This is a genomic window from Taklimakanibacter albus, from assembly GCF_016595235.1.
In the GTDB taxonomy this organism is placed as follows: domain Bacteria; phylum Pseudomonadota; class Alphaproteobacteria; order Rhizobiales; family Aestuariivirgaceae; genus Taklimakanibacter; species Taklimakanibacter albus.
Genome location: NZ_JAENHL010000008.1, coordinates 2,346,811 through 2,372,867, shown reverse-complemented (window position 1 = coordinate 2,372,867; position 26,057 = coordinate 2,346,811). Strand labels below are relative to the sequence as shown.

Annotated in this window: 19 protein-coding genes and 1 tRNA gene; 10 read left to right on the top strand and 10 right to left on the bottom strand. The window is 62.1% G+C overall.

Features of this window, described 5'->3' with window-relative positions:
- Positions 1-247: 247 nt before the first annotated feature.
- Positions 248-1,162, bottom strand: coding sequence for a Kiwa anti-phage protein KwaB-like domain-containing protein (locus JHL16_RS34245; protein ID WP_200189416.1), 915 nt, complete (start codon positions 1,160-1,162; stop codon positions 248-250).
- Between the two features lie 1,004 nt (positions 1,163-2,166).
- Here JHL16_RS34245 and JHL16_RS34240 point away from each other — a divergent pair.
- Positions 2,167-3,009 (top strand): MT-A70 family methyltransferase, encoded by an 843-nt coding sequence (locus tag JHL16_RS34240; RefSeq protein WP_348647321.1) that lies wholly within the window; start codon positions 2,167-2,169, stop codon positions 3,007-3,009.
- Between the two features lies 1 nt (position 3,010).
- Here the strand turns inward: JHL16_RS34240 and JHL16_RS34235 are convergent, their stop codons facing one another.
- Positions 3,011-3,712 (bottom strand): BglII/BstYI family type II restriction endonuclease, encoded by a 702-nt coding sequence (locus JHL16_RS34235; RefSeq protein WP_200189414.1) that lies wholly within the window; start codon positions 3,710-3,712, stop codon positions 3,011-3,013.
- Positions 3,713-3,956: 244 nt separating this feature from the next.
- Positions 3,957-4,033: transfer RNA gene (locus JHL16_RS34230), tRNA-Arg, on the bottom strand.
- Positions 4,034-4,424: 391 nt separating this feature from the next.
- Here JHL16_RS34230 and JHL16_RS34225 point away from each other — a divergent pair.
- Genes JHL16_RS34225 through JHL16_RS34205 form a run of 5 tightly spaced genes read left to right on the top strand, consistent with a single transcriptional unit; the run spans position 4,425 to position 11,424 of the window.
- A complete protein-coding gene (locus JHL16_RS34225; protein WP_200189412.1) occupies positions 4,425-7,589 on the top strand; it encodes an ATP-binding protein in 3,165 nt (1,054 codons plus the stop codon).
- Positions 7,579-8,730, top strand: a complete 1,152-nt coding sequence (locus JHL16_RS34220; protein WP_200189410.1) for a YcaO-like family protein — start codon at positions 7,579-7,581, stop codon at positions 8,728-8,730. Before JHL16_RS34225 ends, JHL16_RS34220 begins: the two co-directional genes overlap by 11 nt.
- A gap of 3 nt (positions 8,731-8,733) precedes the next feature.
- On the top strand, positions 8,734-9,465 hold the full coding sequence (locus JHL16_RS34215) for a TfuA-like protein (protein WP_200189408.1): 732 nt from the start codon (positions 8,734-8,736) through the stop codon (positions 9,463-9,465).
- A gap of 48 nt (positions 9,466-9,513) precedes the next feature.
- Complete coding sequence (locus JHL16_RS34210) at positions 9,514-10,686, top strand: gluzincin family metallopeptidase (RefSeq protein ID WP_200189406.1); 1,173 nt, start codon at positions 9,514-9,516, stop codon at positions 10,684-10,686.
- 21 nt (positions 10,687-10,707) lie between these two features.
- Positions 10,708-11,424, top strand: a complete 717-nt coding sequence (locus JHL16_RS34205; protein WP_200189405.1) for a hypothetical protein — start codon at positions 10,708-10,710, stop codon at positions 11,422-11,424.
- Positions 11,425-11,428: 4 nt separating this feature from the next.
- Here the strand turns inward: JHL16_RS34205 and JHL16_RS34200 are convergent, their stop codons facing one another.
- The 4 genes from JHL16_RS34200 to JHL16_RS34185 form a co-directional block, all read right to left on the bottom strand.
- Positions 11,429-12,619 (bottom strand): MFS transporter, encoded by a 1,191-nt coding sequence (locus JHL16_RS34200; RefSeq protein WP_200189403.1) that lies wholly within the window; start codon positions 12,617-12,619, stop codon positions 11,429-11,431.
- A 25-nt stretch (positions 12,620-12,644) separates the two neighbouring features.
- Entirely contained in the window at positions 12,645-13,865 is a 1,221-nt protein-coding gene (locus JHL16_RS34195) for an aminotransferase class V-fold PLP-dependent enzyme (protein ID WP_200189402.1), read from the bottom strand.
- Positions 13,862-15,322, bottom strand: coding sequence for a phenylacetate--CoA ligase family protein (locus tag JHL16_RS34190; RefSeq protein WP_200189400.1), 1,461 nt, complete (start codon positions 15,320-15,322; stop codon positions 13,862-13,864). Before JHL16_RS34190 ends, JHL16_RS34195 begins: the two co-directional genes overlap by 4 nt.
- 691 nt (positions 15,323-16,013) lie before the next feature.
- On the bottom strand, positions 16,014-16,478 hold the full coding sequence (locus JHL16_RS34185; protein ID WP_200189398.1) for a GNAT family N-acetyltransferase: 465 nt from the start codon (positions 16,476-16,478) through the stop codon (positions 16,014-16,016).
- Positions 16,479-16,640: 162 nt separating this feature from the next.
- On the opposite strand from JHL16_RS34185, the gene JHL16_RS34180 reads away from it, so the two are divergent.
- Positions 16,641-17,702, top strand: coding sequence for an acyltransferase family protein (locus tag JHL16_RS34180; protein ID WP_200189396.1), 1,062 nt, complete (start codon positions 16,641-16,643; stop codon positions 17,700-17,702).
- A 24-nt stretch (positions 17,703-17,726) separates the two neighbouring features.
- Positions 17,727-20,654, top strand: coding sequence for a DNA polymerase I (gene polA / locus JHL16_RS34175; RefSeq protein WP_200189394.1), 2,928 nt, complete (start codon positions 17,727-17,729; stop codon positions 20,652-20,654).
- Positions 20,655-20,659: 5 nt separating this feature from the next.
- Here the strand turns inward: polA and JHL16_RS34170 are convergent, their stop codons facing one another.
- Positions 20,660-21,187 (bottom strand): DinB family protein, encoded by a 528-nt coding sequence (locus JHL16_RS34170; protein ID WP_200189392.1) that lies wholly within the window; start codon positions 21,185-21,187, stop codon positions 20,660-20,662.
- A 97-nt stretch (positions 21,188-21,284) separates the two neighbouring features.
- Here JHL16_RS34170 and JHL16_RS34165 point away from each other — a divergent pair, with 97 nt between their 5' ends.
- Positions 21,285-22,037 (top strand): SDR family NAD(P)-dependent oxidoreductase, encoded by a 753-nt coding sequence (locus tag JHL16_RS34165; protein WP_200189390.1) that lies wholly within the window; start codon positions 21,285-21,287, stop codon positions 22,035-22,037.
- 138 nt (positions 22,038-22,175) lie between these two features.
- Here JHL16_RS34165 and JHL16_RS34160 read toward each other — a convergent pair whose 3' ends face one another.
- Both JHL16_RS34160 and JHL16_RS34155 read right to left on the bottom strand, forming a co-directional pair.
- Positions 22,176-23,177, bottom strand: coding sequence for an aldose epimerase family protein (locus tag JHL16_RS34160; RefSeq protein WP_200189388.1), 1,002 nt, complete (start codon positions 23,175-23,177; stop codon positions 22,176-22,178).
- The gene (locus JHL16_RS34155) at positions 23,177-24,973 is read right to left on the bottom strand and encodes an IlvD/Edd family dehydratase (RefSeq protein ID WP_200189386.1); all 1,797 of its coding nucleotides are present in this window, start codon (positions 24,971-24,973) and stop codon (positions 23,177-23,179) included. Before JHL16_RS34155 ends, JHL16_RS34160 begins: the two co-directional genes overlap by 1 nt.
- A gap of 111 nt (positions 24,974-25,084) precedes the next feature.
- Between JHL16_RS34155 and prmB the strand changes: the two genes are divergently transcribed.
- Positions 25,085-25,993 carry a 50S ribosomal protein L3 N(5)-glutamine methyltransferase gene (prmB, locus tag JHL16_RS34150; protein ID WP_200189385.1) on the top strand — a complete coding sequence of 303 codons (909 nt, stop codon included), beginning with the start codon at positions 25,085-25,087 and terminating at the stop codon, positions 25,991-25,993.
- The last annotated feature ends 64 nt before the right edge of the window (positions 25,994-26,057 follow it).

Here is a 26,057-nt window from a genome sequence, read left to right as displayed (position 1 = left end):
CACCGAAACCAAACGATGCGTTCAATACCTTGGTCAGGGAGGACAGTGCGGAATGTGACGATGCTGTATCTGGGCCACATTACTTGGAATCTTGAAGAGATTCCTGGCCGCACCTAGCCGAAAGATTGGGCGAGCGCCGGCCACAGCAACAACGCAATGCCGATATTGCTGGTGGCGAGGAGCAGTGAACACCAGTCGCGCGATTCTGATAGACCATCAGTTCCGATCTTAGTGCGAGATATCGACGTCACACTGCTGTTGCGTTAGGCACGTCGAAGTAGCTTTCAGAAAAGGTGGACAAAAGGCGATGATTGAGGAGCGCGCGCATAACGTCGGGACAGGTTTCGGGGGTAATTATGAGACGGCCTTGGGGGTCAAAAACCAGATTGAGCCCGCTTTGCTGATAGGTGTTGCGAAGGCGCGTCATATACACAGGGTCAGAGTAGTAGCCTTTTGCACGGATAGCGCACGCGCGTCGCAAGTGGAGCTTGTTGGTTCCGACATATTGGACAAGCGGTGCCATGTCTCTAAAGATCTCAATAAACGCTGGTTCGGCCTGAAGGGCTACGAAATCCTCCTCGTGCGCCGCCTTGTAGGAGAGAATGCTCTCGAAAGCACCCTTGTCGGTGATAATGATGTCATTGCCAACTATGAAGAAGTCCACATCGCGGGAGATGTTGAAGTCAGGTGCCGTATTAAGACCAAGCCGATCGTCCTCGAACAGAACGTTGAGGAGGTTCGTGGTCTTCTTGGATTTCCATGACTGATCAGTTTTTCGTACAGCATGGATGACCTGGTCACCATTGACGACCTTAACGACATAAAAATCGGTATTCTGTACGTCCTTGAGCCTCGTAGCTTTCTTAGTGGTGACTTCTGCGGCTGCTTCCTGTGTGACTAGCGTCGCGTGGGTTTCCATAGTATCGACATGTAGAGCCTGACCAACCTCGACGTTAGCAAGAAGCCCATACTCCTCAACCTCAAGGATGCTATTGCGTTTGGTGATTAGGGCACTCTTGAGTGCTTGATCAAGGTGTTCGTCGGTTTCGATCCACCGGCCTTTAAACCGGGGGAGGCCATTGGGAAAAGATTTTTTATAGAGCCACATGGACACAGTGGCGTTTGTGAAATCAAACTGCTGGAGAAGCGGCGGAATGGGCATGGAACACCTAGGTGGCAGAGCCGTTAGGTTTCAGGACCAAGACGTCCTCGACTGCGATCTGACTAAGCCGATCGCCAGTGACGATAGGCTCGGAGGAAAGGGCTCTGCTCGTGTGATCAATGGTGTCGGCCCCGTACCGATAGGTTAGGTCATAGAGGCGCCATCCAAATACTATGAGCACGGGATTTAGAAGAACTTGTCCTGATTTGTGAGTTATGAAAAAGACCCACATCAAGAAAATCAGGAATCCCACGAACTTGCCGGGCTCTTGGTAATCCAGACCCATAAACGATACGATGTAGGGCAGGGTATAGTTCATGAGGTCGGTAGGAACATGGCTCGCTGACGTAACCACGATTTCATGCTTTGGCTTGACGATCTTCAGGGTAAGTAGCGTAACAAGAAAACACACGACGCACGTCGCCAGGACCGTAATAGACAATGTGGGATTCTTGAGCGGGAGGGAGCAGCCATCCTCCCAGAAAGCCCAGCACATTGGACGGGACAGCGCTCCTTCGTCATAGTTTTGAGCAAGCAGAATCAAGCTCAGGGGGAGGTAGGAGCCGATAAAAATCATCAGTGAAGCCAGCAACCTAATCCGCATGTGTTACTTGCGCTTCTTGTTGGTAAGAGTGGGTGCTTATAGCACAGAAGTTGTCGTTAAGTTAAGTGTAGATGTTCGAATTTGCGCGAGTTGGCGGCAAACTCGCCGTTAGCGCGCTTTTCCCTCGATGCATTGCTGCAGATCGCGCTCCGCGTCGCGAAATGCCCGTCAATAGGCGCGCATAATCTCTACTTTATGGGTCGCAGGTTTCGGTGAGAGTGCGCTTAATAATCTAATGGGCATAATCTAATTGGCGCATTTGCCTGAGCATTCGCTCCGTGACCTCAACTAAATGCTAGTCACCGAACACTAGCTTCAGTTTGTCGGCGTGTCTTTGTCTGTGAGGTAACACAAAATAGATCTTTTAATAGATCTTTTTTCGAGGTATGACGTTTCCACTATGAACGCCATGCCAGCGCAGCCGCTACGTCCCGAACTAGGGCCTACATCGCTCCCTAAAGTGATCGGAGGATTCTCAACCGTTTTGGCTGACCCGCCGTGGCGCTTTTCCAACCGAACGGGAAAGGTAGCGCCTGAACATCGCCGCCTCGATCGCTATTCGACAATGTCGCTCGATGCAATCAAGCAGCTTCCGGTAAAAGACGTTACAGCGCGTAGCGCTCACTTGTATCTTTGGGTTCCGAATGCCCTCCTTCCCGAAGGGTTGGATGTAATGTCATCTTGGGGCTTTCGCTATGTATCCAACATTATTTGGGCAAAGCGACGGAAAGATGGGGGCCCGGATGGTCGCGGTGTTGGATTTTACTTCAGAAATGTAACTGAGATTCTACTGTTTGGCGTAAAAGGCTCCATGCGAACGCTTTCGCCTGGTCGGTCACAAGTCAACATGATTGAGACTAGGAAACGAGAGCACTCGCGCAAGCCCGATGAACAATATGATTTGATCGAAAGCTGCTCTCCCGGCCCCTATTTGGAAATATTTGCGCGACACCCCCGGCCTACATGGATCGTATGGGGAGACGAATCCGCAGAAGACCTCGTCCCAAGAGGGAAGGTTCATAAAGGATATTCCGGGGGGGAGATTTTGCCTCCGTTGGGTGCTAATGAGCACATCACGCCATCCGTCGCGACTGCCCTTGGCCTCGAATTGAAGCACCGGTATCGGGATGGTGCCAGTGTTCGGGAAATCTCCGAGGAGACTGGATATTCGATCCAGCGAGTCCGGAGTTTGTTGGCGGGGGCTGATACGTCAATGCGCCCACGAGGACGGCGCAGCGCCTAAGTCAAGCGTAAGGCAGCCCGTTCCATGTGTTTTCATTGGCGGCAATAATGAGGATCGGACAGGCTCCCATCACACCGCGCCGTACTCGCAATTGCGCTTTGTCGAAGGCCGTAACAGTTGACGTCGTCAAATCGATGGGCAGTTTTCTGACACGCTCTGCCTCGGGCAAGGTCATCTGATACTCTTCCCAAATACGCCTTGCGAGGGTCAACAATGCCAGTCGATCCTTGGTTATGATGACGCCCGCCGAAATTAGACCGGCATCGAACCATGATCGATAAGCGGCCAAATCGCGATCAAGATTACCGTCCTTGGCGTTCCATTCCACGTCGAGGACGATTCGATTCTTGAAGTTATCGACGAGATAGCCTGCTTGTCGAATTATCGGAAGTTCGCCAAGCGAGCCTCCATCCCTCGCAAAAAGAAGCCCCCTAGTTTCGAGATCCAATCTCGTTTCCCGCCAGCCGCGCTTGGAGAACTCGCCGTCGATCTGTTCTGCAATATCTCCCCTATTTCCGCCCGCCTTGAGCCAGAAGCGGGGGTCAAGACGGTAGGTTTCAAGCACGCTCACTATGTCCGCCCACTCATTGGGGCAGACCGCTTTCATCACTGCCGAAGCGGAGTTCGTCTCCATAAAGGTCCAGTGATCGCGAGCATTCGACGGAAGAACGGCTTGGTCATCATAGGTGAAAGTTTCATACATTCATCGACCATGGAGCTTTTGAAATCGGGAAACAAGCACGTCGGCCCCATCCATCAGCTTAGCCCCGGTTCTATTGAGACACAGCAAATTGTATCCCGCAAATGAACGCCGCTACGCTAATCCTGAGGGGCCGCGCAGTCTTTATCGGCTAACTTCTCGTCGCACGATGACGATTCGACAAATGAAACCACTTGAAAACCCGTTCGGCCCAAACTGTTACGTAATCCGCGTATCCAAAGCAGGATGGCGCACCCGACAGGATTCGAACCTGTGACCTCTGCCTTCGGAGGGCAGCACTCTATCCAGCTGAGCTACGGGTGCTTCTGAAAGGGTCGGGGCGACATATAGCCGAAGCCTTGGGCGCGCCGCAACCCGGCAAAGGTGCTCTCCGCCCCGTCGCCACCGCCCCTTCTTGCATTCGTGGTCGCAGCGGACGGATACCGGCTTCGTCGAAACCGTGCCGGAGACTCATCATGGCCACTCGCAAAATTCCCTGCTCGGCCCACCCGCGGTGCGCTAACCCGTTGATTTCACTCAGCCGACCGCCGCTTTTCCGAAATTTCCCTGTAAATCCCTGTAATTCCCTCTATCCGCCCTGTATCTTGGCGATCCGCCCGGTTGGACCCCGCCTTACACCTTATTCATATTCCTGAATGAGGGTTCATCTTCCCGCGTCCGGTGCTACTTTGACTTATCGGAAGTGGGGAAATCGATGGCGGTGAGACCATCAGCACCGGGACCGGCCGCCCCCAAGCGGGCGGGCAAGGCGGATTTGACGTCGGCCGGCGAACGCCGGCAGGTCACCGCTTTGTGCTACGACCTGGTCCAGTCCACCGACCTCATGCGCCGCCTCGATCTCGAGGACTATCAGGACCTGATGAGCGCCTTCCACGCCGCGGCGGCGGAAGCGGTCACCCGCAACCGCGGCGTCGTCGCCGACACCTATGGCGATGGCGGCATGGCCATCTTCGCTTCCCCCACCGACCCCAAGGACACCGCCTCGCACGCCGTCGAGGCCGGCCTCGCCCTCATCGAAGCCTGCCAGAAGCGGAGCCTGAGCGGCATTCGCTCCAGCGTCCCCCTCGAGGTGCGCGTCGGCATCGCCACCTCCATGGCCATCATCGCCCAGGCGCCGGGCGGCCAGGGCAGCCTCACGCCGGAAAAGGTGACGGGCATCGCCCCGGCGCTGGCCGCCAGGCTCCAGACGGTGGCGCGCCCCAACAGCGTCGTCGTCTCGCAGCTCACCCGCCAGCTCGCCGGGCGGGCTTTCTCCTTCCGCTTCCTCGGCAAGCAGACGCTCAAAGGCTTCGAGCCGGAAAGCGCCTGGCAGGCGCTGCGCCACAAAATGCAGCTCGACCGCTTCTTCGCCTTCGGCAAATTGCGCGCGCGCATCGTCGGGCGCGACCGCGAATTCGCCCATGGCCTCGCCTGCTGGGAACGCGCCGCCTCAGGGCAAGGCAATGTCCTCCTCATCGAAGGCGAGGCCGGCATCGGCAAATCGCGCCTCCTGCATGAGCTGCGCAAGGCGGCCAGGCCCACCCGCCGGCGCCTCCTGCTGTTCCAATGCGCGCCGGGCGGCGTGCATGAGACCTTGCACCCGCTGCTCCAGGCCTTGACCCAGAATGCCGGCCAGGCCGGGCGCAAGGTGACGACCGCCCGTGTCGAGGCGCTGTTCCGCCGCCAGGGCATCACCGCACGCGAGGTGACGAGCCTGTTCTCCTTCCTGCTCGGCGCCGAGGATGCCGACGAGGCCGGCCTCAAGGGCGCTTCGCCCGAAGCGATGCGCGAGAAGGTGGTGCAGGCGGCCGAGCAGTGTTTAAGCCAGCTCGCCGCCGAAGGCCCGCTCCTCATCGCCATCGAGGACGCCCATTGGATCGACGCGACATCCTATATGATCCTCGCCGCGCTGGCCCGCCGGGTGCAGAAATATCCCGTTCTCCTCATCGTCACCTCGCGCAAATTCGAGCCGCAGGCGCGCCCCGGCAATGGCGCCACGAGCCACATCCCGCTCTCGGCGCTGGACCGTGAATCGACCCGCATCGCGCTCGAGCAGAGCTGGCCGGAAGCGGCTCAGCGCCTGCCGCAGGACCTCATCGAGCCGATCCACGACCTCACCAACGGCAACCCGCTCTTCGTCGAGGAGCTCAGCCAATGGATGAGCGAGAACCAGGGCGCGGTCGAAACGCTCACCCGGGGCTCTACGCTGGCCCGCGGCGAAGCCCTGGAGAACATCCTCACCGCCCGCCTCGCCAATCTCGGCCCCGCCCAGGACATTGCGCGTTACGCCGCGGTCGCCGGGCGCGACGTCGACTATTCGCTTCTGTGCAGCATCCTGCCCGACATGGATGCCGTCACCATCCTCGAATCGCTGAAAGCCTTGGGCGATGCCGGCATCCTGTTGCGCAACCGCATCCCCGGTTACCCGTCCTATTCCTTCCGCCATGCGCTCATCCAGGAGACGATCTACAACAGCCTGCTGCGCAAGACGCGCCAGGTCGTGCATGGCCGCATCTTCCACATCGTCACCGAGAACCGCGACCTGGCGCCGTGGATCGGCTCCTCATCGCTCGCCGACCACGCCGAGCGCGCCGGTCTCGTCGAGGAAGCGATCGATGCCTATGTCGACGCCGGCAAGGAAAGCTCGGCCCATTCGGCGCTGGCGGAAGCGAAGCAGCTGCTCGACCGCGCTCTGGCTCTCGTCGAGGCGGCGGAGGAGGACCATCGCGACCAGCTGAAGCTCGGCGTGATCGCGGCTCTGTGCCCGGTGCTCACAGGCATCGAGGGATCGAAGTCGCCCAGGGCATCGGAGCTTTATGAGGAGGGGGTCGCTCTCGCCAAGCGCCAGCCGGCGAAAGACCAGGCGAAGCTCTTTCCGGTTTATTGGGGCTGGTGGTTCACCGCGCCCGATTTCGCCGCCCAGCGCGAGCGGGCCCAGGTCGCGCTCGCCGATCTCAAGAATGTCGAGGACGCGGAGGTGCAGCTCCAGGCCCGCCATTGTGTCTGGGCCATCGATTTCAATCTCGGCCATCACGAGGGCTGCATCGGCGCCGTCGATACCGGCATGGCGATCTACGAGGCGGGCGGCGGCGGCCAGAGTTTTACCTTGTTCGGCGGCCATGACGCCAAGGTCTGCGGCCTCGGCCAGCGCGGCCTGTCTTTGTGGCTCACCGGCCAGGGCAAGCGCGCGCTCGACTCGGTCGAGCAGTCCCTGGCCTGGGCCGAAGCGACCACCCATCTCGGCAGCATCGCGCATGCCTATGACATTGCCGCCATGCTGCAGCGCTATCGGCGCGATTTCGACGCGCTCGCCGCCATCATCGCGCGCATGCGCCGGCTCACCGGCGCGCATGATCTGCCGCCGCTCGCCGCCAAGGCGACGATCTTCGAGGGCTGGCGCCTTGGCGTGGTCGGCGATCCTGTCGAGGGGCGTGACCTGATGGAGCAGGGCCTCGCCATTCACGCCCGCATCGAGACGCCGGAGGATCTGCCCGTCTATAGCGACATGCTGGCGGAATTGCTGGGCCGCACCGGCGAGATCGAGGCGGGCCTGCGCCAGGTCGCCGCCGCGGTGGCGGAAGGCGAGCGCAGCGGCCACCGCTACTGGCTGGCCGAGCTGCATCACCGCAAGCTGCGCCTTTTGGCGCAGGGCGGCGCCCCGGTCTCGACCTTGATCGACGCCGCCGAAGAGGCCTTGCGTGTCGCGCTCGAGCAGAATGCGCTGACGCTGCTCATCGGCGTGCATGACACCATCGAACGGCTCGGCATCTCGCCGGAGCTCGCGGCGCGCTACCGCGCCCATATCGAGCGCGCCCGCAAGGCGGTCGAGCCGGGCAGCGTGCTGATCGTCAATCCGGAATCGCTGCCCGATGGCCGATAGCGGTCGCGACGGCCGCACCGGGCCTTCGCCGGCCGATCTGCTGCGCCGGCTTCTGCCGCGCCTTGCCGATTTCGGCATCACCCGCCTGGGCGATATCACCGGCCTCGACCGGCTCGGCATTCCAGTCATGCAGGCGGTGCGGCCGCTGTCGCTCTCCAACTCGGTGGCGCAGGGCAAGGGCGCCACGGCTGAAATGGCGGCGCTGTCGGCTGTTCTCGAGGCGGCGGAATGTTTCTTCGCCGAACGGGTCGCGCAATTCGACGTGACCGAGGCGTCGGGGACAAGCCTCGCCGTCGATCCGGCGCGTTTCCTGCGCCATGTGACGGCCGACTGCCCGCCCGGCTGGGCGGATACGGACATCGCCTGGGTCATGGCGGAGGACCTCCTGTCGCCGGTGCGCCGTCCTGTGCCGCTGGCCCTCGTGCATACGGCCTATACGCATCCCGCGCCCCGGCAGGATGCCTGGTTCGAGGCCTCGACCAATGGCCTCGCCGTGGCCGGCACCCGCCATGATGCGGTGCTGCATGGCCTCCTCGAATGTTTCGAGCGTGACGCACTGGCCGGCGCCCAGCGCAGGCATGGCTTCTTCCAGCGCTGCCGTATCGATCCCGCCACGATCGGTGATGCGGGCCTGAACGAGCTCATCGAAACCTTGCGCGCCGCCGGGCTGCTCGTCGCCCTCTGGCGGGCGCAAGCCAAAGGCGGCGTGCCGGTCATCTGGTGTCATCTGCTCGAAGAGGATGCGCATGCCGGCAGTCTGGTCCCGTTCCCGGCGGACGGCTCCGCCGCCGGCCTCGATCCCGCCGCCGCCGCTGTCCGCGCCATCAGGGAGGCGGCGCAATCCCGCCTCGCCGCCATTTCCGGCGCCCGCGAAGACATCACGCGGCTCTCATATCCTCGGTATCCCGACTGGGACATGATCGAGGCGCATCGCCGATTGCTGCGCGACGGCCCGCGCCCGGTTCATTTCGATTCTCTGATCACCGAGACAGGGTCGGATTGGCTCGCCGATCTCCTGGCGCGCGGCGCGGCGGCCGGACTGTCGTCGATCCTCGTCGTCGACCTCGACACCGCGCCCTTCGAAGATCTCGCGGCCGTCAAGGTGTTCGTCCCCGATCTCGAGCCGCTGGGCGAGGGGTGAGCCATGGCATCGTCGCCCGCCATCGTCTTTCTGGGGCCTACGCTGAGGATGGCGGAGGCGCGGCAATTCGCCGACGCGGTTTACCTGCCGCCCGCCGCGCAAGGCTCGATCATCCAGGCGGTGCGCCGTTACCAGCCCCGCGCCATCCTCATCATCGACGGGCTGTTCCAGTCGGAGCCGGCGGTGCGGCATAAGGAGATCCTCTGGGCGCTGGATCAGGGCATCCCCGTGCTGGGGGCGGCCAGCATGGGGGCGCTGCGTGCCGCCGAGCTTCATCGCTTCGGCATGACCGGCATCGGCCTCATCTATCGCTGGTACCGGCGCTGGCACGGCGCGCCCGACGACGCCGTTGCGGTTGTGCACACCCCGCCCGAGCTCGGCGCCGAGGCGTTGACGGTGGCGTTGATCGATCTGCTGATGACCATCAAGCGGGCCGGCCGGCAGGGCGCGGTCACGGCCGCTCAGGCGGCACAACTGGCGCAGGAAGCGCGCCGCCGCAATTTTCGTGACCGCGACATCGCCGCGATCGCGGCCGCCGCCGGGATCGATCCCGGCCGGCTCCAGCCCTATCTTGTCGAACAGAAGAAACAGGATGCCATCGCGGCGCTCCGCCACCTCCATAAGGTTAATCCGGAACCTCGTAAGGGCGCCTTCGTCTGGACGACCAACTTTGTCCGCGACCTCGCGCATGCGAAAATCGAATTGCCCGGCGAAGTCTCGTTCCCAATCGGCTGACCTTATGGTAAGATTTGGGGCATGAGGGGTCTGGGCGGAGATTTCTTGATGATGGAAGAGGACCGCGCGCCCTCCGCTCTCGGCTGCCGTTTTCTGATCTACCCGCAAGCGCCTTATCTGTCGGGCTATGAAAAGCCCGAGCCGGTGTGGATTTCGACGCCGCCCGGCAGCCTGCAGGCAGGCCCGGCCAACCGGCGCATGTATGTGCGCGATCCCATTCTGTCCAAGGAACTCTATGAGTTTCCCTATCTCCCGCCCTTCGTCGGCGCCACGCATCCGCCGGCCGAAGCGGGGCCGGACGGTCATTTCGACCACCTGCTGCCGGGCACCCGCCAGTTCATCGCCGCCCATGCCTTCGCCTCGGCCCAGCGCGTCCTCGATATCTTCGAGAGCTTCCTTGGCCATGAGATCCCCTGGTATTTCTCCGACACCTATGATCGCCTCGAGATCATCCCCTGGGTCGAATGGCGCAATGCCCAGTCCGGTTATGGCTTCCTCGAGCTCGGCGTCGACCGCGAGGGGGAGGACGAGGTTTCGCCTTTCGCCCTCAATTTCGACGTCATCGCCCATGAGGTCGGCCATGCAATCCTGTTCTCGCTGTTCGGCGCCCCGGAAAGCGGCTTGAGCGGCGGCGACTTCGGCGCCTTCCATGAAGCCAATTCCGATCTGATCTCGCTGCTCTCCTTCATGCATTTCGATTCGGGGCTCGACCGGCTGCTGCGCCATTGCGACGGCAATCTTCTCGTCCTCAACGAGCTCAACCGCATCGCCGAGCTGACCGGCAACCGCCAGATCCGCCTCGCCGGCAATTCCCGCCGCCTGAGCGAGGTGACGAGCGAAATTCACGACCGCTCGCGGCCCTTCACCGGCGCCGTCTTCGACACCATCGTCGACGGCTTCCATTGGCGCCTCGTCGAACGCGAGCTCGCCGACGAGGCGCTGCTCGATGTCGATATCCGTGAGCTCGGCGAAGCGCAGATGCGCCGTCTTTCGAGCTTCACCGCCGACGCTTTCCGGGCGCGGCCATATCTGTTCAAGACGGCGCTCATCGAGGCGCGCGACGAGGTCGCCTTGGCGCTGGCGCGTTCCTGGCCGCGCCTCGACCCGAATACGCTGAGCTTCACCGAAGCCGCCGACATCGTCTGCCGCCTGGGGGCGGCGCAATCGGCGGGGCTGGCGGCGCGATTCGAGACCAACTTCCGCTGGCGCGAGATCTTATGAGGGCTGTTTCAGGAGAAGACGATGAGTGATGATTTTCACAGACCGACCTACACCTCGGCGAATGCCGTAAACGAGCCGACCAATACCGACGGTCATTACAACCCGACCCAGGTGCGCCTCTATGGCATTCCCGGCAAGCTGGCGCGCACTTTCGCAGGGCCGCAGGCATCCATTTCGGCCTTCAACGACGCGGCTCAGATCAGGCTCGATCTCAGCAATCCCAAGAAGCTCGGAGAGGACATCGATCATGTGATCGAGGTGCTGAAGGCCCTGAAGAAGGACCCGAAGCGAGCGACCATCGAAGCGCGTGCACCGTGGTCCGGCGGCGATGCCTCCGAAGGCAGGAATTATCAGCTGGGGCTGGTCATGCAGCTGTTCGGCACTGTCTTTCTCGACTCCGAATCCCGCAACAAGGACAAGGAGCTCTCTTCCGGCATCATGTTCGGCTATGCCTATGAGGGGCATACTTACGATTTCCCCAAGCCGAAGATCATGCTCGTGCCGTCGCAGCCGCTGGTGGGCCGCATACCCCACGACGATTCGGGCTATGACAAGAAATTCGACGAAGGCTATCGCGTCTGGCTGGTCGACAAGCTCGATCAATGCGTCGAGGTCGAGGTCAATCAGGGCTTCGTCGATGAGATCGTTCTCGAGGCCAACCTGCCCGGCAAACGTTCGCCCACCATGTACGGCGCCAAGATGGCGCTCGCCCATCGCAGCGGCAGGCTGACGGAGTAGAAAGCTAGGCGGCACGCTTGCGGCTCCTGGAAACATTCAGCGCATATCTGAATGTGACCAGGAGCGCGATCAGCAGGACCGGAAGCACGATCAGGTTCACCGCCGTCCAGCCGAAATGGACGAAGACCGTTCCGGCCGAGAAGGCGGCGACGGTCACCGTCGAGTTGTTGATGAACTCGCCGATCGCCTGCACGCGGGCTCTGACGGCGGCGTCCTGCGGTTGTGACAGCAGCACCGACGCGCTGACAAACATGAAGTTCCAGCCGATTCCGAGCATCAGCAGCGCCAGTGTGAGATGCGGCATGGATGTGCCCTGCAGCGCGGTCAGGAGGCTGGCGAACAGCAAGGCGCTTCCGAGGAACAGGATCCGCACCTCGCCGATCCGGGCGATCAGCAATCCGGTCACCAGCGACGGTCCATACATGCCGAGCAGATGCCATTGGACGACGGAAGCCGCATCCGTCACCGAGTGGCCGAAATGCACCGTTGCCAAGGGTGAGGCGGTCATCACGAAGACCATCACCGAAAAAGCGACGGCGCCGTTGACCAGTCCGGCGACGATATTCGGCTGCCAGTCGATCTGCGGCCGCAGGGCGGCGGGCCTGGCCGGTTCGGCGCGCGGCCGCGGCATGTCGAGCAGGCCCGTGACCAGGAGTGAAACGACGCTCAGGCCGGCGACGATCAGGAAAGAGCTGGTGAAGGGCGGCAGCTGGAACAAGCCTTGGGTCAGGCTGATGAGCAGGGGCCCGACGAAGACGCCGACGATGCTGCTGCCCACCACCACGGAGATGGCAGTGCCTTTCGATGCCGCATCGACGCCTTCGGCCGCCGCATAGCGGTAGAATTGCGCGAAGGCCATGAAGGCGCCCCACAGGGCCACGCCGAGACAGAACAGGCTGAAGCTCGCCCATATGACCGCGAGGCTGGTGACGGCGCCGCTGAGGCAACCGAAGAGCGAGCCGAGCAGAAATCCCCGCTTGCGCCCGAAGCGGAGCATGAAGGCGGCGGCCGGCATGCTGAGCACCGCATTGGCCAGGCACATCAGCGCGAAGGGGAGCGTCGCGAGCGATTTGTCGGTGGCGAGCTGATGGCCGACGAGGCCGCTTAGCGTCAATATGATCGCCCCTGCCGAGAGCCAGATAAGCTGGCACGCCGCCAAGGTTGCGATGAGGCGATATTCCTTGCGCTGTATCATGACGGCGGCTCCCGCGAGCGAAGGTTCAGTTCATGCGGCGCATGATGGCATGCATGGCCGCCAGGAAATGCCGGACTTCTTCTTCCGTGTTGTAGATATACAAGGACACGCGCAGCATGTTCCCGGATATGCCGAGCCTTTCGGCAAGCGGATGGGCACAGAAGAAGCCGGAGCGCGTCATGATGCCGAAATTCTCGCTGAGCGAAACCGCGACGTCGTCGAGATTGAAATGCTGCGACGGGGTGAACAAAGCTCCGACCGGTATATGCGGCTGCCGATGAGCGATGACCGGCCGGCAGCCTTTGATATCGGCGAGGGTATCGCGCAGCACATCCGCCAGCCGGTGCTGATGCGCGTGGAGTCTCTCGAAACCGACGCCCTGGAGATAGTCGACCGCCGCGGCGAGCCCCAGCGCGCCGCTGATATTGGGCGTGCCGGCTTCCAGGCGATAGGGCAGCGCGCGCAGGCTGTAGCCCGTGCGCGTGACCCGCTCGACGGCGCCGCCGCCGAGCAGCAAGGGCTCGAGCCGCTCGAGCGCCGCCAGCGCGCCGGTCAGGACGCCGATGCCGGTCGGCGCCAGCATCTTGTGTCCGCTGAAGGCGAGGTAATCGCAACCGAGCGCGCCGACATCGATCCGCGCATGCGGCGCGAGCTGCGCGGCATCGATCAGAGTCAGGACGCCCCGCGCGCGCGCCAGCCGGCAGATTTCGGCGCTCGGATTGATCACGCCCGTGACGTTCGAGGCGGCGCTGAAGGCGAAGAGGCGCGGTCTTTCGCGATCGAGCGCCGCTGCGACTTGGGCTGGGTCAAGCGGCGCGAGAGGATCATGGTCGAGCCACAGGACGGTCGCTTCGCGCATCCAGGGCAGGATATTGGAGTGATGTTCGCCGATCGGCAGGAGGATCTTGTCGCTTTTGCTCAAGCCGAGGCCGCGGGCGACCAGATTGATCGCCTCCGTCGCATTACGCACGAAGCTGACCGCCGGCGGCGGGACGGACAGAAATCCGGCGATCCTTCTCCGCGCCGTTTCGTAGGCTTCCGAGGCTTCTTCCGACAGCAGATGTTTGCCGCGATGGACATTGGCGGTGAAGTCGGTCGAATACCGGCTTTCCTTGTCGAGAACGCTTTGCGGCTTCAACGTCGTCGCCGCCGAATCGAGATAGATGATCGGCCGGCCGGCGAAACGCCGCTTCAGAACCGGGAAATCCTGGCGAATGCCGATATCCGTGGCCTCATCCGCGCTCATGCGCGCGCCGTCAGGCGAAACTTCATCGACGGTTCCGGATCGAGCCGCTGCGCCGGCCGGATGATGACGTCGTTGACCGGCAATCGCGCCCGCACGAGCCGCTCGATCTCGTCGCGCCGGACAGCTGTTCCCGGCGCCGGCACGACATCGATCGTCAAGGCGGCGTCACCGGTCTGAGTGCAGCGATAGAAGTCGATGTCGGCGATCTCGGCGAGAATATCGTCGATCTCCCGTGTGGTGAACATCCGGCCACCAAGATGAAGCACGTCTTTGCGCCGGCCGTGAAACTCCAGGCATTGCCAATCGGACAAGGCGCAGTCGCAGTCGATATCGGCGAGCCGGGCGAGATCGCCGACCTCATATCTGATCAGCGGCATGAGCCGGCCGGCCACGACGGTCGTCACGACCGAACCGATTCCGTCCGGCGACGACATCCCGTTTTCGTCCATGATCTCGATGATCGCGTGATCCTCATAGACATGCCAGTGCCCGTTTTTGCACTCGACACCTATTCGGCAACCGCCGAGCTCGGTTGCCGAATAGGTGTCATAGACCGGCGCGCCGAATAACGTTGCGAGCGCGCGCTTGTGAATCTTCGATGCATATTGATAGCTGGTCAGGATGAGTTCGATTTTCGGCAGATCGAGCCCGAGTCTTTGCGCCTCGCGGCCGAACCACATGAGGTAGTAGGGATTGACCAGCAGGATTTCAGGTCGGAACGCCCATAATTCATCGGCGATATTCCGGATCAGGGCCTCGGGAGCGCTGAACAGATCTTCGGTCGAGTTGAGATAGAGGACAATCCCATGATGCACGCGCTGCTCGAGCGGCAGCTTGCCGAGATGGCATTCGGTCGCCGAGCACAAGGGCGTTGTCAGGATCGCGGTCCGCGGCGTCCGTCCGCCGAAATCGAGGCCCCAGACTTCTTCGTAATCGGGCGGCACCTGATCGATCGTGGTGTCGGAAATGACCTGGACACGCTCATCGGTGGTGCCGCTGGTGCGGGCGATGCGCAGGCGGCCTGAGGCCAGGCCCTCCGGAATATCGACGGAGTCCGCCAGGAGGCTGTCGAAATTCTCCCGCAGCGCGGCTTTGTTCAGGACCGGCAATGTCCTCAGGCCCTCGACGTCCTCTATGTCCGCGAGGCGATAGTGCGGATTGTTCCGGTAGAATGGCACATCGGTTCCGGCAAAGCGCAGGAAGTCCCGCAAGATCTCGTTGCGCAGCTCGCTCTGCATCTGGTTGCGGAACGGACGTTGACGTTTCCTGAGTTCGGGCTCCGGCAGATCGTCGGTGAATCCGAGATCGGTAAGCGCACGGAGTATTTCAGGATTCGGTTGTCGGCCTCCGTCACTCAATCCCTCTTCATGCTCGATGGAGAGATGGAAGCCGGTGCGGCCGTCGCGCAGCTCAGCCTTCGCCTCATCGAGAGAGACGATCTCGATTGCCTTGTGCAAGCCCCATTCTTTCGATGCGATTGCGAGCCTGTCCGACATATTCTGCAAGCGGAGCATCCCATTCTTGAGTTTGACAATCGAGCAGGCTTGCAACACTATGCTTGGGTTGCAATTCAAGAATCAATACACATTAGCAACTGGAGGAGCCCCATGAAACTCAAGCTTATCCGCAAGAAGCCGGTCACCAAGCCGATCGCCACCACGCCCGCCGCTTAGTCTGGTCTCTCCGCGTCACTCAGTGACGGCCTTTTAATTCGCACAATTGGAATATTCACTCTGCGCGCTGATTGCTTGTGGAGAGAATTGATTATGTTGGGCAAAGATACCTGATTTGACTGATGGAGGAAGCGCATGAAACTCAAGCTCATCCGTAAGAAGCCTGTCATCAAGCCGATCGCCACGACGCCTATCACCTAGTCCTTCCGACTTCGGAGATGGCTCTCCGAGTTCCTGTAATCGAGCGGCCTGCTCTGTGCGGCTTTCGAGTCGCGGAGATTGGATTGATATTTACCATGGGAGCAAACAGATGAAGCTGAAACTCATTCGTAAGAAGCCTGTCGCCAAGCCGATCGCCACCACGCAAGCGATGTAGTTCCTGATATTTGGAGAACAGCCATGAAGCTCAAGCTTATCCGTAAGAAGCCTGTCGCCAAGCCGGTCGCAGCAACGCCGCAGACGTAACCGGTCGGAGTCAGCTCTGGACTCCGTGACGTTCTAGATTTTTCAGCATCTCGATCGCCGGGAGCGTCAAGCTTGCGTTCAATCGCAAGCTAAGCTCCCGGCCGCGCCTGAAGCCGAGCCGCCGATAAAAGCCCTCGGCATTCAAGCTCGCGTGACATTCGAAGTGGGTCATCCGCTGGGCACGGACCGCGTCTTCGCACCATTGATAGAGCTGGCGGCCGAAGCCGTGCCGAACGGCGTCCGGACGGACCGCGAAATGCCTGATATGGGCAAGGCCCTCGACCATTTCGCCCGAACCCGGGCGCTCCAGGCTCCAGCCGCCGCAGGCCAGAAGCCGTCCCGCATCGTCCTCGATCAGGCCATAGCGGCCGGAGGCGAGGAGGACGGGATTGGCCTTGGTGATCATCGGCAGCGCCTGGGCGAGGAGGTCAGCCGGATAGGCGCCCGCCATCAGGACCCGGTAGGACAGGCCCAACAGATCGCTCACGGAAGCCCGGTCGTCGGGAGAAGCCGTCCTTAACCGTTCCATCACCTGATTTGAGCATGACTGTCCGCCGGCTGCCAACCAGGCCTCCGGCACAGGCTTTGCGTGACAGGGCCAAAGTCCGTGCCGCTATGGCACAGGGAGAGAGGCAAAATGTTGGCTGGGGTAAACGCGGCGGAAAAGCGGGTCGACTGGGTCGATTACGCCAAAGGCATCTGTATCATTCTGGTCGTCATGATGCATTCGACGCTGGGCGTCGAAAAGGCGGCCGGTGAGCTCTCCTGGCTCAACGGCTTCATAGAATGGGCGAGACCCTTCCGCATGCCGGACTTCTTCCTCATTTCCGGCCTGTTCCTGGCGGCGCGCATCGACCGCCCCTGGCGCACCTATCTCGACACCAAGCTCCTGCATTTCGCCTATTTCTACATCCTGTGGATGACCATCCAGTTCGGCATGAAGAGTTTGGGCATCATCCAGGCCGAGGGTCTTGGCGCCGCCCTCCAAGCCTATGGAATGGGCTTCGTCCAGCCTTTTGGCACCTTGTGGTTCATCTATCTCCTTGCCATCTTCTTCGTCGCCGCCAAGGCGCTGCGCCGTTTCCCGCCGCTTCTCGTCTTCATCGCCGCCGCCCTGCTTGAAATGGCGCCGATCGAGACCGGCTGGCTGGTCATCGACGAATTCGCCGGCCGCTTCGTCTATTTCTTCGCCGGCTACTGGCTGGCGCCCAGGATCTTCGCTTTCGCCCGTGAGGTCGGCGGCCTCAATCCGCTCGCCATCCTGGCCGGCCTTGTCGCCTGGGGCACGATCAACGCCATTCTGGTCGACAAGGGCTGGTCGCATCTGCCCGGCATCGGCCTGGCGCTCGGCTTCATCGGCGCCGGCGCCGTCATCTCGACCGGCGTCTTCCTGGCGCGCTTCAGGATCGCCGAGCCGATCCGCTATTGCGGCCAGAATTCCATCGTCATCTATCTCGCCTTCTTCATGTTCATGGCCGCCACCCGCACCGTGCTCTTGAAGATGGGCGTCGTCGACGATCTGGCCGTCATTTCCCTCATTGTCACGCTCGCTGGCGTCATCGGGCCGGTACTGCTCTTCTGGGCGGTGCGCAGGACCCCCTTGAGCTTCCTGTTCATCCGCCCACAATGGGCCAAGCTGCCTGCGACACCACGTAAGCCAGAACTTGTCAGCAGTGCGCCGGGAAGGCTGGAAGCCTGATCTCCGGGGTGGCATTATGGGGGCATGTCCCAACATCGCCCCCTTAAGTCCGGCGATCATGTCTATCTGATCGACGGGTCCGGTTACATTTTCCGTGCGTATCACGCACTCCCGCCTTTGACGCGCAAGAGCGACGGCCTGCCCGTTGGCGCCGTCCAGGGCTTCTGCAACATGTTGTGGAAGCTCTTGAAGGACATGAAGGCGGGCGAGAAGCCCACCCATCTCGCCGTCGTCTTCGACAAGTCGGAACAGACCTTCCGCAAGCGCATCTATCCCGATTACAAGGCGCACCGGCCCGACCCGCCGGCCGATCTCATCCCGCAATTCGGCCTCATCCGGCAAGCCACCCGCGCCTTCAATGTCGCCTGCGTCGAGCAGAGCGATTTCGAGGCCGATGATCTCATCGCCACCTATGCCCGTGAAGCGGCCGCCGTCGGCGCCACGGTGCGCATCGTTTCTTCTGACAAGGATCTCATGCAGCTCGTGCGCAAGGGCATCGCACTTTATGACACGATGAAGGACAAGGAGATCGGCGAGCCTGAGGTTCTCGAGAAATTCGGTGTCGCGCCCGACAAGGTCGTCGATGTCCAGGCGCTCGCCGGCGATTCGGTCGACAACGTCCCGGGCGTGCCGGGTATCGGCGTCAAGACCGGCGCCCAGCTCATCACCGAATATGGCTCGCTCGAAGAGCTGCTGGCGCGCGCCGCCGAGATCAAGCAGCCGAAACGGCGCGAAAGCCTCATCCAATTTGCCGAGCAGGCGCGCATCTCGAAACTGCTGGTGACGCTCGACCAGAATGTGCCGGTCGATCACAAGCTCGATACGTTCCTCGTCGATGAGCCGCGTGCTTCCGATCTCATCGGCTTCTGCAAGACGATGGAATTCTCCTCGCTGATGCGCCGCGTCGCCGCCGATCTTTCGGCCGATGCCGCGGCGATCGATCCTATACCCGTCGAGGTCAAAGGCTGGCCGCCGGAAGGTGGTGTGGCGACACCGGCGCCGGCCCCCGCCGCGGCACCCAAGGCGGAGAAAGCCAAGCCCGCCGCCGCTCAGCCGGAAGTGAGGCCGCAGGCCTCGGCTTCTTCCGAGCGCCTGCGCGCCATCGCCGTTAAATATGACGACTATGAAACGGTGACGACCAAGGACGCGCTCGAGCGTTGGGTAGAGCGTATCCGCCAGCAAGGCTTTGTCGCACTCGACAGCGAGACGACCTCGCTCGACCCGATGCAGGCGAATGTCGCCGGCATCTCGCTCGCCACCGATCCGGGCCAGGCCTGCTACATCCCGGTCGGCCATCGCGCCGGTGACGGTCTCGATTTTTCCGGCGCCGAGATCAAGCAGCTGCCGGTCGCCGATGTCATCTCGCTTCTGAAACCGGTGCTGGAGGATCCCTCCATCCTCAAGATCGGCCAGAATCTCAAATATGATCTGCTGATCTTCCGCCGCCTCGGCATCGAGGTGGCGCCGATCGAAGACACGATGCTGATGTCCTATGCCTTGGAAAGCGGCCTCAACGGCCATGGCATGGACGAATTGTCGGAGAAACATCTGGGCCATAAGCCCATCGCCTATAAGGAAGTCGCCGGCTCCGGCAAGAGCGCCATCACTTTCGACAAGGTGCCGCTCGACCGCGCCACTCACTACGCCGCCGAGGATGCCGACATCACGCTCAGGCTCTGGATGTTGTTCAAGGAACGTCTGGCGCGTGAGCACAAGACCACCGTCTATCAGACGCTGGAGCGTCCGCTCGTGCCGGTGCTCGCCAATATGGAGTGCGAGGGCATTCTGGTCGACCGTGCCGTGCTGGCCAGGCTTTCGGGTGAGTTCGCCGCCTCGGGGGCCGAGATCGAGAAGCAGACCTATGAGCTCGCCGGCGAGCGTTTCAATATCGGCTCGCCCAAGCAGCTTGGCGACATATTGTTCGGCCGCATGGGATTGCCCGGCGGGCGCAAGACCGCGACCGGCGCCTGGAGCACCGATTCCGATGTGCTCGAGGATCTCGCCAATCAAGGCATCGAATTCGCCCGCAAGGTGCTCGACTGGCGCCAGCTCTCAAAGCTGCGCTCGACCTATACGGATGCGCTGCCGACTTTCATCAATCCCGAAACGGGGCGCGTCCACACCTCCTATTCGATGGCCTCGACATCGACCGGGCGCTTGGCCTCGACCGATCCCAATCTGCAGAACATCCCGGTCCGCACCGAGGAAGGCCGGCGCATCCGCACCGCCTTCATTGCGCCCAAGGGTTCGAAGCTGATCAGCGCGGACTACAGCCAGATCGAATTGCGCGTGCTGGCGCATGTCGCCGACATCCCGCAATTGCGCAAGGCGTTCGCCGACGGCCTCGACATTCACGCCATGACGGCATCGGAAATGTTCGGCGTGCCGGTGAAAGGCATGGATCCCTTGATCCGCCGCCAGGCCAAGGCCATCAATTTCGGCATCATCTACGGCATCTCGGCCTTCGGCCTCGCCAATCAGCTGTCCATCTCGCGCGAGGAGGCGGGGAGCTACATCAAGACCTATTTCCAGCGCTTCCCCGGCATCCGCGATTATATGGAAGCGACGAAGAAGACGGCGCGCGAGACGGGATATGTCGAGACGATCTTCGGAAGGCGCTGCCATTTCCCGCGCATCACCTCGCCCAACGCGTCGGAGCGCGCTTTCATGGAGCGCGCCTCGATCAACGCGCCGATCCAGGGTGCCGCCGCCGACATCATCCGCCGCGCCATGACCCGCATGCCGGCCGCTCTGGCCAAAGCTGGCTTAGGCGCCCGCATGCTGCTGCAGGTGCATGACGAGCTCATTTTCGAGGCCGTCGATGCCGAGATCGAGGCAGTGAAGGAGCTGGTCAAGAACGTGATGGAAAAAGCCCCCGAGCCCGTCATAAAGCTCGCCGTGCCGCTTCAGGTCGATGCCCGCGCCGCCGACAACTGGGAAGCGGCGCACTGATCCTGTTACGCCGCCACCATCTCCTTCAGCCCCGGCAGTCCGATAACGTCGGTCACGCCGACATCTTGGCCCGCTTGCGTCAGGAGAGTCGTGATCTGGCCGCGATGATGCGTCTGATGATTGAAGAAATGCATCACCAGGACCGAGGCCGGATAGGTGTAGGTGGCGGGGGTCAGGACGCTGGTGAAGGTGAAGGGCTGCGCCAGCCAGGCGGCATCGATGCCCGCCGCCCAGTCCGTGATCTCCGCATCGACCGCGATGCGCTCGGCGCGTAAGGGCTCGAGCGTCGGATGGCGCAGGGATCTGAGGTCGGTGAAGCGCAAGGGCCGGCCTTTGAAACGGTCGATCCACACCATGTCCGCAGCGAGGAGATGATTGAGCGTGCCGAGGATCGATTTGAAGAAGGCGCCGCGGTCGCGGGCGATCTCCTCGGCGCTGAGCTTTCCGGCCGCATCGTAGATCTTGCCGTTCATCCAGCTGTTATAGCTGGCCATGCTCCGCAGATAGGTCCGCGTGATCGGTGTTTCGCTCATGACGTGATGGTCTCCTTCCGCTGGCGCTTGCCATAGCAGCAGTTTTCGCGGTAACCAACAGGCCGGATCAAACATCATACAATTGGGAGCGAGAGGCATGACAGCGGCCATCTATCCGAGCCTCAAGGGCAAGACGGTGTTCATCACCGGCGGCGCCATGGGGATCGGCGAATCCTTCGTCGAGGAATTCGCGCGGCAGGGCGCGAAGGTCGCCTTCATCGATATCGCCAAGGAAGCGGGCGAGAAGCTGAAAAGCCGTCTCACCGGCGATGTCTGGTTCGGCCAATGCGACGTCACCGACATCAAGGCGCTGCAGTCGGCCATCGCCGCCGCCGCCAAGGCGCTGGGGCCGATCACCATCCTCGTCAACAACGCCGCCCATGACGAACGCCATGCCTGGGACAAGATGACCCCCGACTACTGGGACCAGCGTGTCGCCATCAACATCAAGCATCAGTTCTTCGCCGCCCAGGCGGTCATTCCGATGATGCAGAAGGCGGGCGGCGGTTCGATCATCAATCTGGGATCCTGCTCCTGGAAGATCGGCCAGGGCGGCATGGCCGCCTATACCGCGTCGAAATCGGGCGTCACCGGCCTGACCCGCTCGCTGGCGCGCGATCTGGGACCCGACAATATCCGCGTCAACACCATCTCGCCCGGCTGGATCATGACCGAACGCCAGCTGAAGCTCTGGGTCACGCCCGAAGGCGAGAAGAAGATCATGGAGCACCAGTGCCTCAAGCGGAAGCTCTACCCGATCGATATCGCGCGCATGGCGCTGTTCCTGGCTTCGGATGAAGGGTCCGGCTGCACCAACCAGGATTTCACGGTCGATGGCGGGTGGGTCTGATCTCGACCGTCATACTCAAGCCCTCACCCTGAGGTGGCCGCGCAGCTGCCCTCGAAGGGTGGCAGGCGGCAAGAACCTTGTATCTGGATCATGCTTCGAGGCTCGCTTCGCTCGCACCTCAGCATGAGGGCCACTGAATCACCCCTCCCGGAACTGCCACTCGATGCGATGGTGGTAGGTCTCGCCCGGCTTCAGCAGCGCTGAGGGAAAGTTGGGCTGGTTGGGTGCGTCGGGCCAGTTCTGCGGCTCGAGCGCCACCGCGCCGAAGCGGCGCAGGCCTTCGCCTTTTTTGCCCTTGAAGGCGGGTCCCCAATGGCCGGCGGTATAAAGCTGCAGGCCGGGCTCGGTGGTGAAGAGATCGAAAGCGCGTCCGCCGGCTGCAAGCGAGGCCGCGTGATGCAGCGTGTGGCGCTCGCCTTCGAGGCAGAAATTACCGTCGAAGCCGGAGCCGTCTTCGAAGGCCTCTTCCAGGAAAGTCGGCTCGCGGAAGTCGTAATTGGTGCCGGAGACGAAGCTGACCGCTCCCGATGGGATGAGCTCGGCATTGGTCGGCGTATAGGCCTGGGCCGAGATCTGCAATTCGTGATCGGCCACGATCTCGGCGCCGGAGAGATTCCAATAGACGTGATTGGTGAGATTGACGACGGTGGTCTTCTTGGTCGTCGCCTCGATCTCGCAGCTCAACGTGTCGCCGTCGAAGCGATAGCTGCAGCGGGCGCGCAATTTGCCCGGATACCCTTCCTCGCGATTGGGCGAAACGAGCGAGAAGACCAGCGCGTCGTCGATGATCTCGGCGACCCAGTTCTTCCGGTGGAAGGCCTCGACACCGCCATGCAGATGATTGGGCGGCGCGTTGACGGTGAGCTGGTGCGCCGTGCCGTCGATGGTGACGAGACCTTTTTCGATGCGGTTGGCGAAGCGCCCGCAAATGGCGCCGGCATAGACATCGCTTTCGAGCATGTCCTCGATGCGTTCAGGTCCGGCCACGACATCGAAGCCGTCGGGAAATTCGAGCGCCATCAGCCGGGCACCCACCGCATTGAAGGTGGCGCGGAAGCCTTGATCGCTGACGATCTCGAAATTGCGCGCCGCCTCGCTGCCGAAGCTTCCAGGTTCGAGCTCGGCGAGGCGTGCCGGCATCAGTGATTGTCGCGCGGCAGGCCCTTGGACTGCGCGATCTTCTGATATTTGACGGCCGGTTTCAGCACCATGCCTTCCGACAATTGCTCGACATTGGCGCGGAAGATCTCCTGCCACGGCGTCTGGCTCTCCGGAATATTCGTATAGCCGCCTTTGGCCTTGAGCTCGGCGCGCCGCTTCTCGAGTTCTTCCTTGGAGATCAGGATGTCGGCGGTGCCTTTGTTGAGATCGATGCGCACCCGGTCGCCGTCCTTCAAGAGAGCAAGGCCGCCGCCCGCCGCCGCTTCCGGCGATGCGTTGAGGATCGAAGGCGAGCCTGATGTGCCCGATTGCCGTCCGTCGCCGACGCAGGGCAGCGAATGCACACCCTTCTTCAGGAGATCGGTGGGCGCCCGCATATTGACGACTTCCGCCGCACCCGGATAGCCGAGCGGCCCGGTGCCGCGCATGAACAGGACCGTATGCGCGTCGATGCCGAGGGACGGATCGTCGATCCGCTTGTGATAATCCTCCGGCCCGTCGAACACGACCGCCTTCGCTTCGAAGGCATTGGGGTCCTTGGGGTCGGAGAGATAACGCTCGCGGAATTCTTCCGAGATCACGCTCGTCTTCATGATCGCCGCATCGAAGAGATTGCCCTTCAGCATCTTGAAGCCGGCATGTTTCTTGATCGGCTTGTCATATTCCTTGATCACCTCGCGGTTCGAGGCGAATTTGCCGGTGCAGTTTTCACCGATCGTCTTGCCGTTGACGGTGAGCGCGTCGGTGTGGATGCGCTTCGCCTTGATGAGCTCGGCGACGACGGCGGGCACGCCGCCGGCGCGGTGATAGTCCTCGCCCAGATATTCGCCGGCCGGCTGCAGATTGACGAGGAGGGGAATGTCGTAGCCGTGTTTCTCCCAGTCGGCGACATTGAGCTCGACGCCGATATGGCGCGCGATGGCGTTGAGATGGATCGGGCAGTTGGTCGACCCGCCGATCGCCGAATTGACCGCGATGGCATTTTCGAAGGCCTCGCGGGTGAGAATCTTCGACGGCGTCAGATCCTCGCGCACCATGTCGACGATGCGTTTGCCGGTCATGTAAGCGAGCTGGCCGCGCTCGCGATAAGGTGCCGGGATGGCCGCATTGCCGGGCAGCGTCATGCCGAGTGCCTCGGCCAGCGAATTCATCGAGGTCGCCGTGCCCATGGTGTTGCAGAAGCCGGTCGAGGGCGCCGAGGAGGCGACCAGCTCGATGAAGCCTTCATAATCGATGTCGCCGGTGGCGAGGAGCTCGCGCGCCTTCCACAGGATGGTGCCCGAGCCGGTGCGCTCGCCATTGTGCCAGCCATTGAGCATGGGGCCGGAGGACAGCGCGATGGCCGGGATATTGACGGTCGAGGCCGCCATCAGCGCCGCCGGTGTCGTCTTGTCGCAACCGATGGTCAGCACCACGCCGTCGATCGGATAGCCGAACAGGACCTCGACCAGGCTCAGATAGGAGAGATTGCGGTCGAGCATGGCGGTCGGCCGCTTGAGCGTCTCCTGGATCGGATGGATCGGGAATTCGAGGGGTACACCGCCCGCCGCGGTGATGCCGTCGCGCACCCGTTTGGCGAGTTCGAGATGCGCCCGGTTGCAGGGCGCGATATCGGAGCCCGTCTGCGAGATGCCGATGATCGGCTTGCCGGACTGCAATTCCTCGCGGGTGAAGCCGAAATTGAGCTGGCGCTCGAGATAGAGCGCCGTCATGTCGATATTGTCGGGATTGTCGAACCAGGCTTGGGATCTGAGGCGGGGCGGGGATTTTTTCATGTCATACAAATAGCACGACCCCTGGGCCCCGATGCAAGCCCGGAAATCGCGAAATCCGGGTCGGCTGCAACCCCTTGGCGCAGGCCGTCGGGCCCGCTATTCACTCATCCTATGAAGACCTTCGCCGCCGACCTCATCACCTTGCGCGACCTTTTGCGCTTCGCCGTCAGCCGGTTCACCGAGGCGGGCCTCGCCTTCGGCCAGGGCACCACGGGTGCCGTGGACGAAGCGGCCTTCCTTATCCTTGAAAGCCTGCATCTGCCGGTCGACGACATCAATCCCTGGGCCGACGCCCGCCTGACGGTTCCTGAGCGCGAAATGCTGCTCGCCCGCATCGAGGAGCGCGTCGTAAGCCGCAAGCCCGCCGCCTACCTCACCGGCAAGGCCTATATCCAGGGTGTGCCCTTCCATGTCGATGAACGCGTCATCGTGCCGCGCTCCTTCATCGGCGAATTGCTGTTCACCGATCTCTTCGGCGGCGACGGCTTCACCTTGGTGCCGGACGTCACCGCGGTTGGCCGCGCGCTCGACCTGTGCAGCGGCTCCGGCTGCCTCGCCATCCTGGCGGCGCGCATTTTCCCCAATGCCGAAGTCGATGCGGTCGAATTGTCGGCGCAGGCCATCGAGGTGGCGCGCGCCAATATCGCCGATTCGGGCTTCGCCGACCGCCTCAACCTGTTCCAGGGCGATCTGTTCCAGCCGGTGGCGAGCGAGCGCTACGACCTCATCATCACCAACCCGCCCTATGTCGATGCCGAGGCGATGGACGAGCTGCCGGCGGAATTCCGTCATGAGCCGGCGATGGCGCTCGATGGCGGCGAGGATGGGCTCGACATCGTGCGCCGCATCCTGGCCGAGGCGCCGCGCCACTTGAATCCGGGCGGCGGGCTTCTCTGCGAGATCGGCCGCGGCCGCGAGATCCTCGAGGATGATTATCCCGAGCTCGATTTCTTCTGGCTCGACACCGAGGAGAGCGCCGGCGAGGTTTTCTGGCTGACAGCGGACAAGTTCGGGCGCTGATCGGAGGGGTTGGACCAAGGGGCAATTGCCGGACCTGGACCGTTCGCCGGAAACTGGTTCCTCT

Bases quoted from the DNA above. Each gene is read 5' to 3' on its own strand.
- prmB (WP_200189385.1), top strand. From the start codon at position 25,085: ATGAAGACCTTCGCCGCCGACCTCATCACCTTGCGCGACCTTTTGCGC.
- JHL16_RS34160 (WP_200189388.1), bottom strand. From the start codon at position 23,177: ATGCCGGCACGCCTCGCCGAGCTCGAACCTGGAAGCTTCGGCAGCGAG.
- JHL16_RS34245 (WP_200189416.1), bottom strand. From the start codon at position 1,162: ATGCCCATTCCGCCGCTTCTCCAGCAGTTTGATTTCACAAACGCCACT.
- JHL16_RS34200 (WP_200189403.1), bottom strand. From the start codon at position 12,619: ATGATACAGCGCAAGGAATATCGCCTCATCGCAACCTTGGCGGCGTGC.
- JHL16_RS34170 (WP_200189392.1), bottom strand. From the start codon at position 21,187: ATGAGCGAAACACCGATCACGCGGACCTATCTGCGGAGCATGGCCAGC.
- JHL16_RS34205 (WP_200189405.1), top strand. From the start codon at position 10,708: ATGAGTGATGATTTTCACAGACCGACCTACACCTCGGCGAATGCCGTA.
- JHL16_RS34220 (WP_200189410.1), top strand. From the start codon at position 7,579: ATGGCCGATAGCGGTCGCGACGGCCGCACCGGGCCTTCGCCGGCCGAT.
- JHL16_RS34235 (WP_200189414.1), bottom strand. From the start codon at position 3,712: ATGTATGAAACTTTCACCTATGATGACCAAGCCGTTCTTCCGTCGAAT.
- JHL16_RS34165 (WP_200189390.1), top strand. From the start codon at position 21,285: ATGACAGCGGCCATCTATCCGAGCCTCAAGGGCAAGACGGTGTTCATC.
- JHL16_RS34215 (WP_200189408.1), top strand. From the start codon at position 8,734: ATGGCATCGTCGCCCGCCATCGTCTTTCTGGGGCCTACGCTGAGGATG.
- JHL16_RS34225 (WP_200189412.1), top strand. From the start codon at position 4,425: ATGGCGGTGAGACCATCAGCACCGGGACCGGCCGCCCCCAAGCGGGCG.
- JHL16_RS34240 (WP_348647321.1), top strand. From the start codon at position 2,167: ATGAACGCCATGCCAGCGCAGCCGCTACGTCCCGAACTAGGGCCTACA.
- JHL16_RS34195 (WP_200189402.1), bottom strand. From the start codon at position 13,865: ATGAGCGCGGATGAGGCCACGGATATCGGCATTCGCCAGGATTTCCCG.
- JHL16_RS34180 (WP_200189396.1), top strand. From the start codon at position 16,641: ATGTTGGCTGGGGTAAACGCGGCGGAAAAGCGGGTCGACTGGGTCGAT.
- polA (WP_200189394.1), top strand. From the start codon at position 17,727: ATGTCCCAACATCGCCCCCTTAAGTCCGGCGATCATGTCTATCTGATC.
- JHL16_RS34210 (WP_200189406.1), top strand. From the start codon at position 9,514: ATGATGGAAGAGGACCGCGCGCCCTCCGCTCTCGGCTGCCGTTTTCTG.
- JHL16_RS34155 (WP_200189386.1), bottom strand. From the start codon at position 24,973: ATGAAAAAATCCCCGCCCCGCCTCAGATCCCAAGCCTGGTTCGACAAT.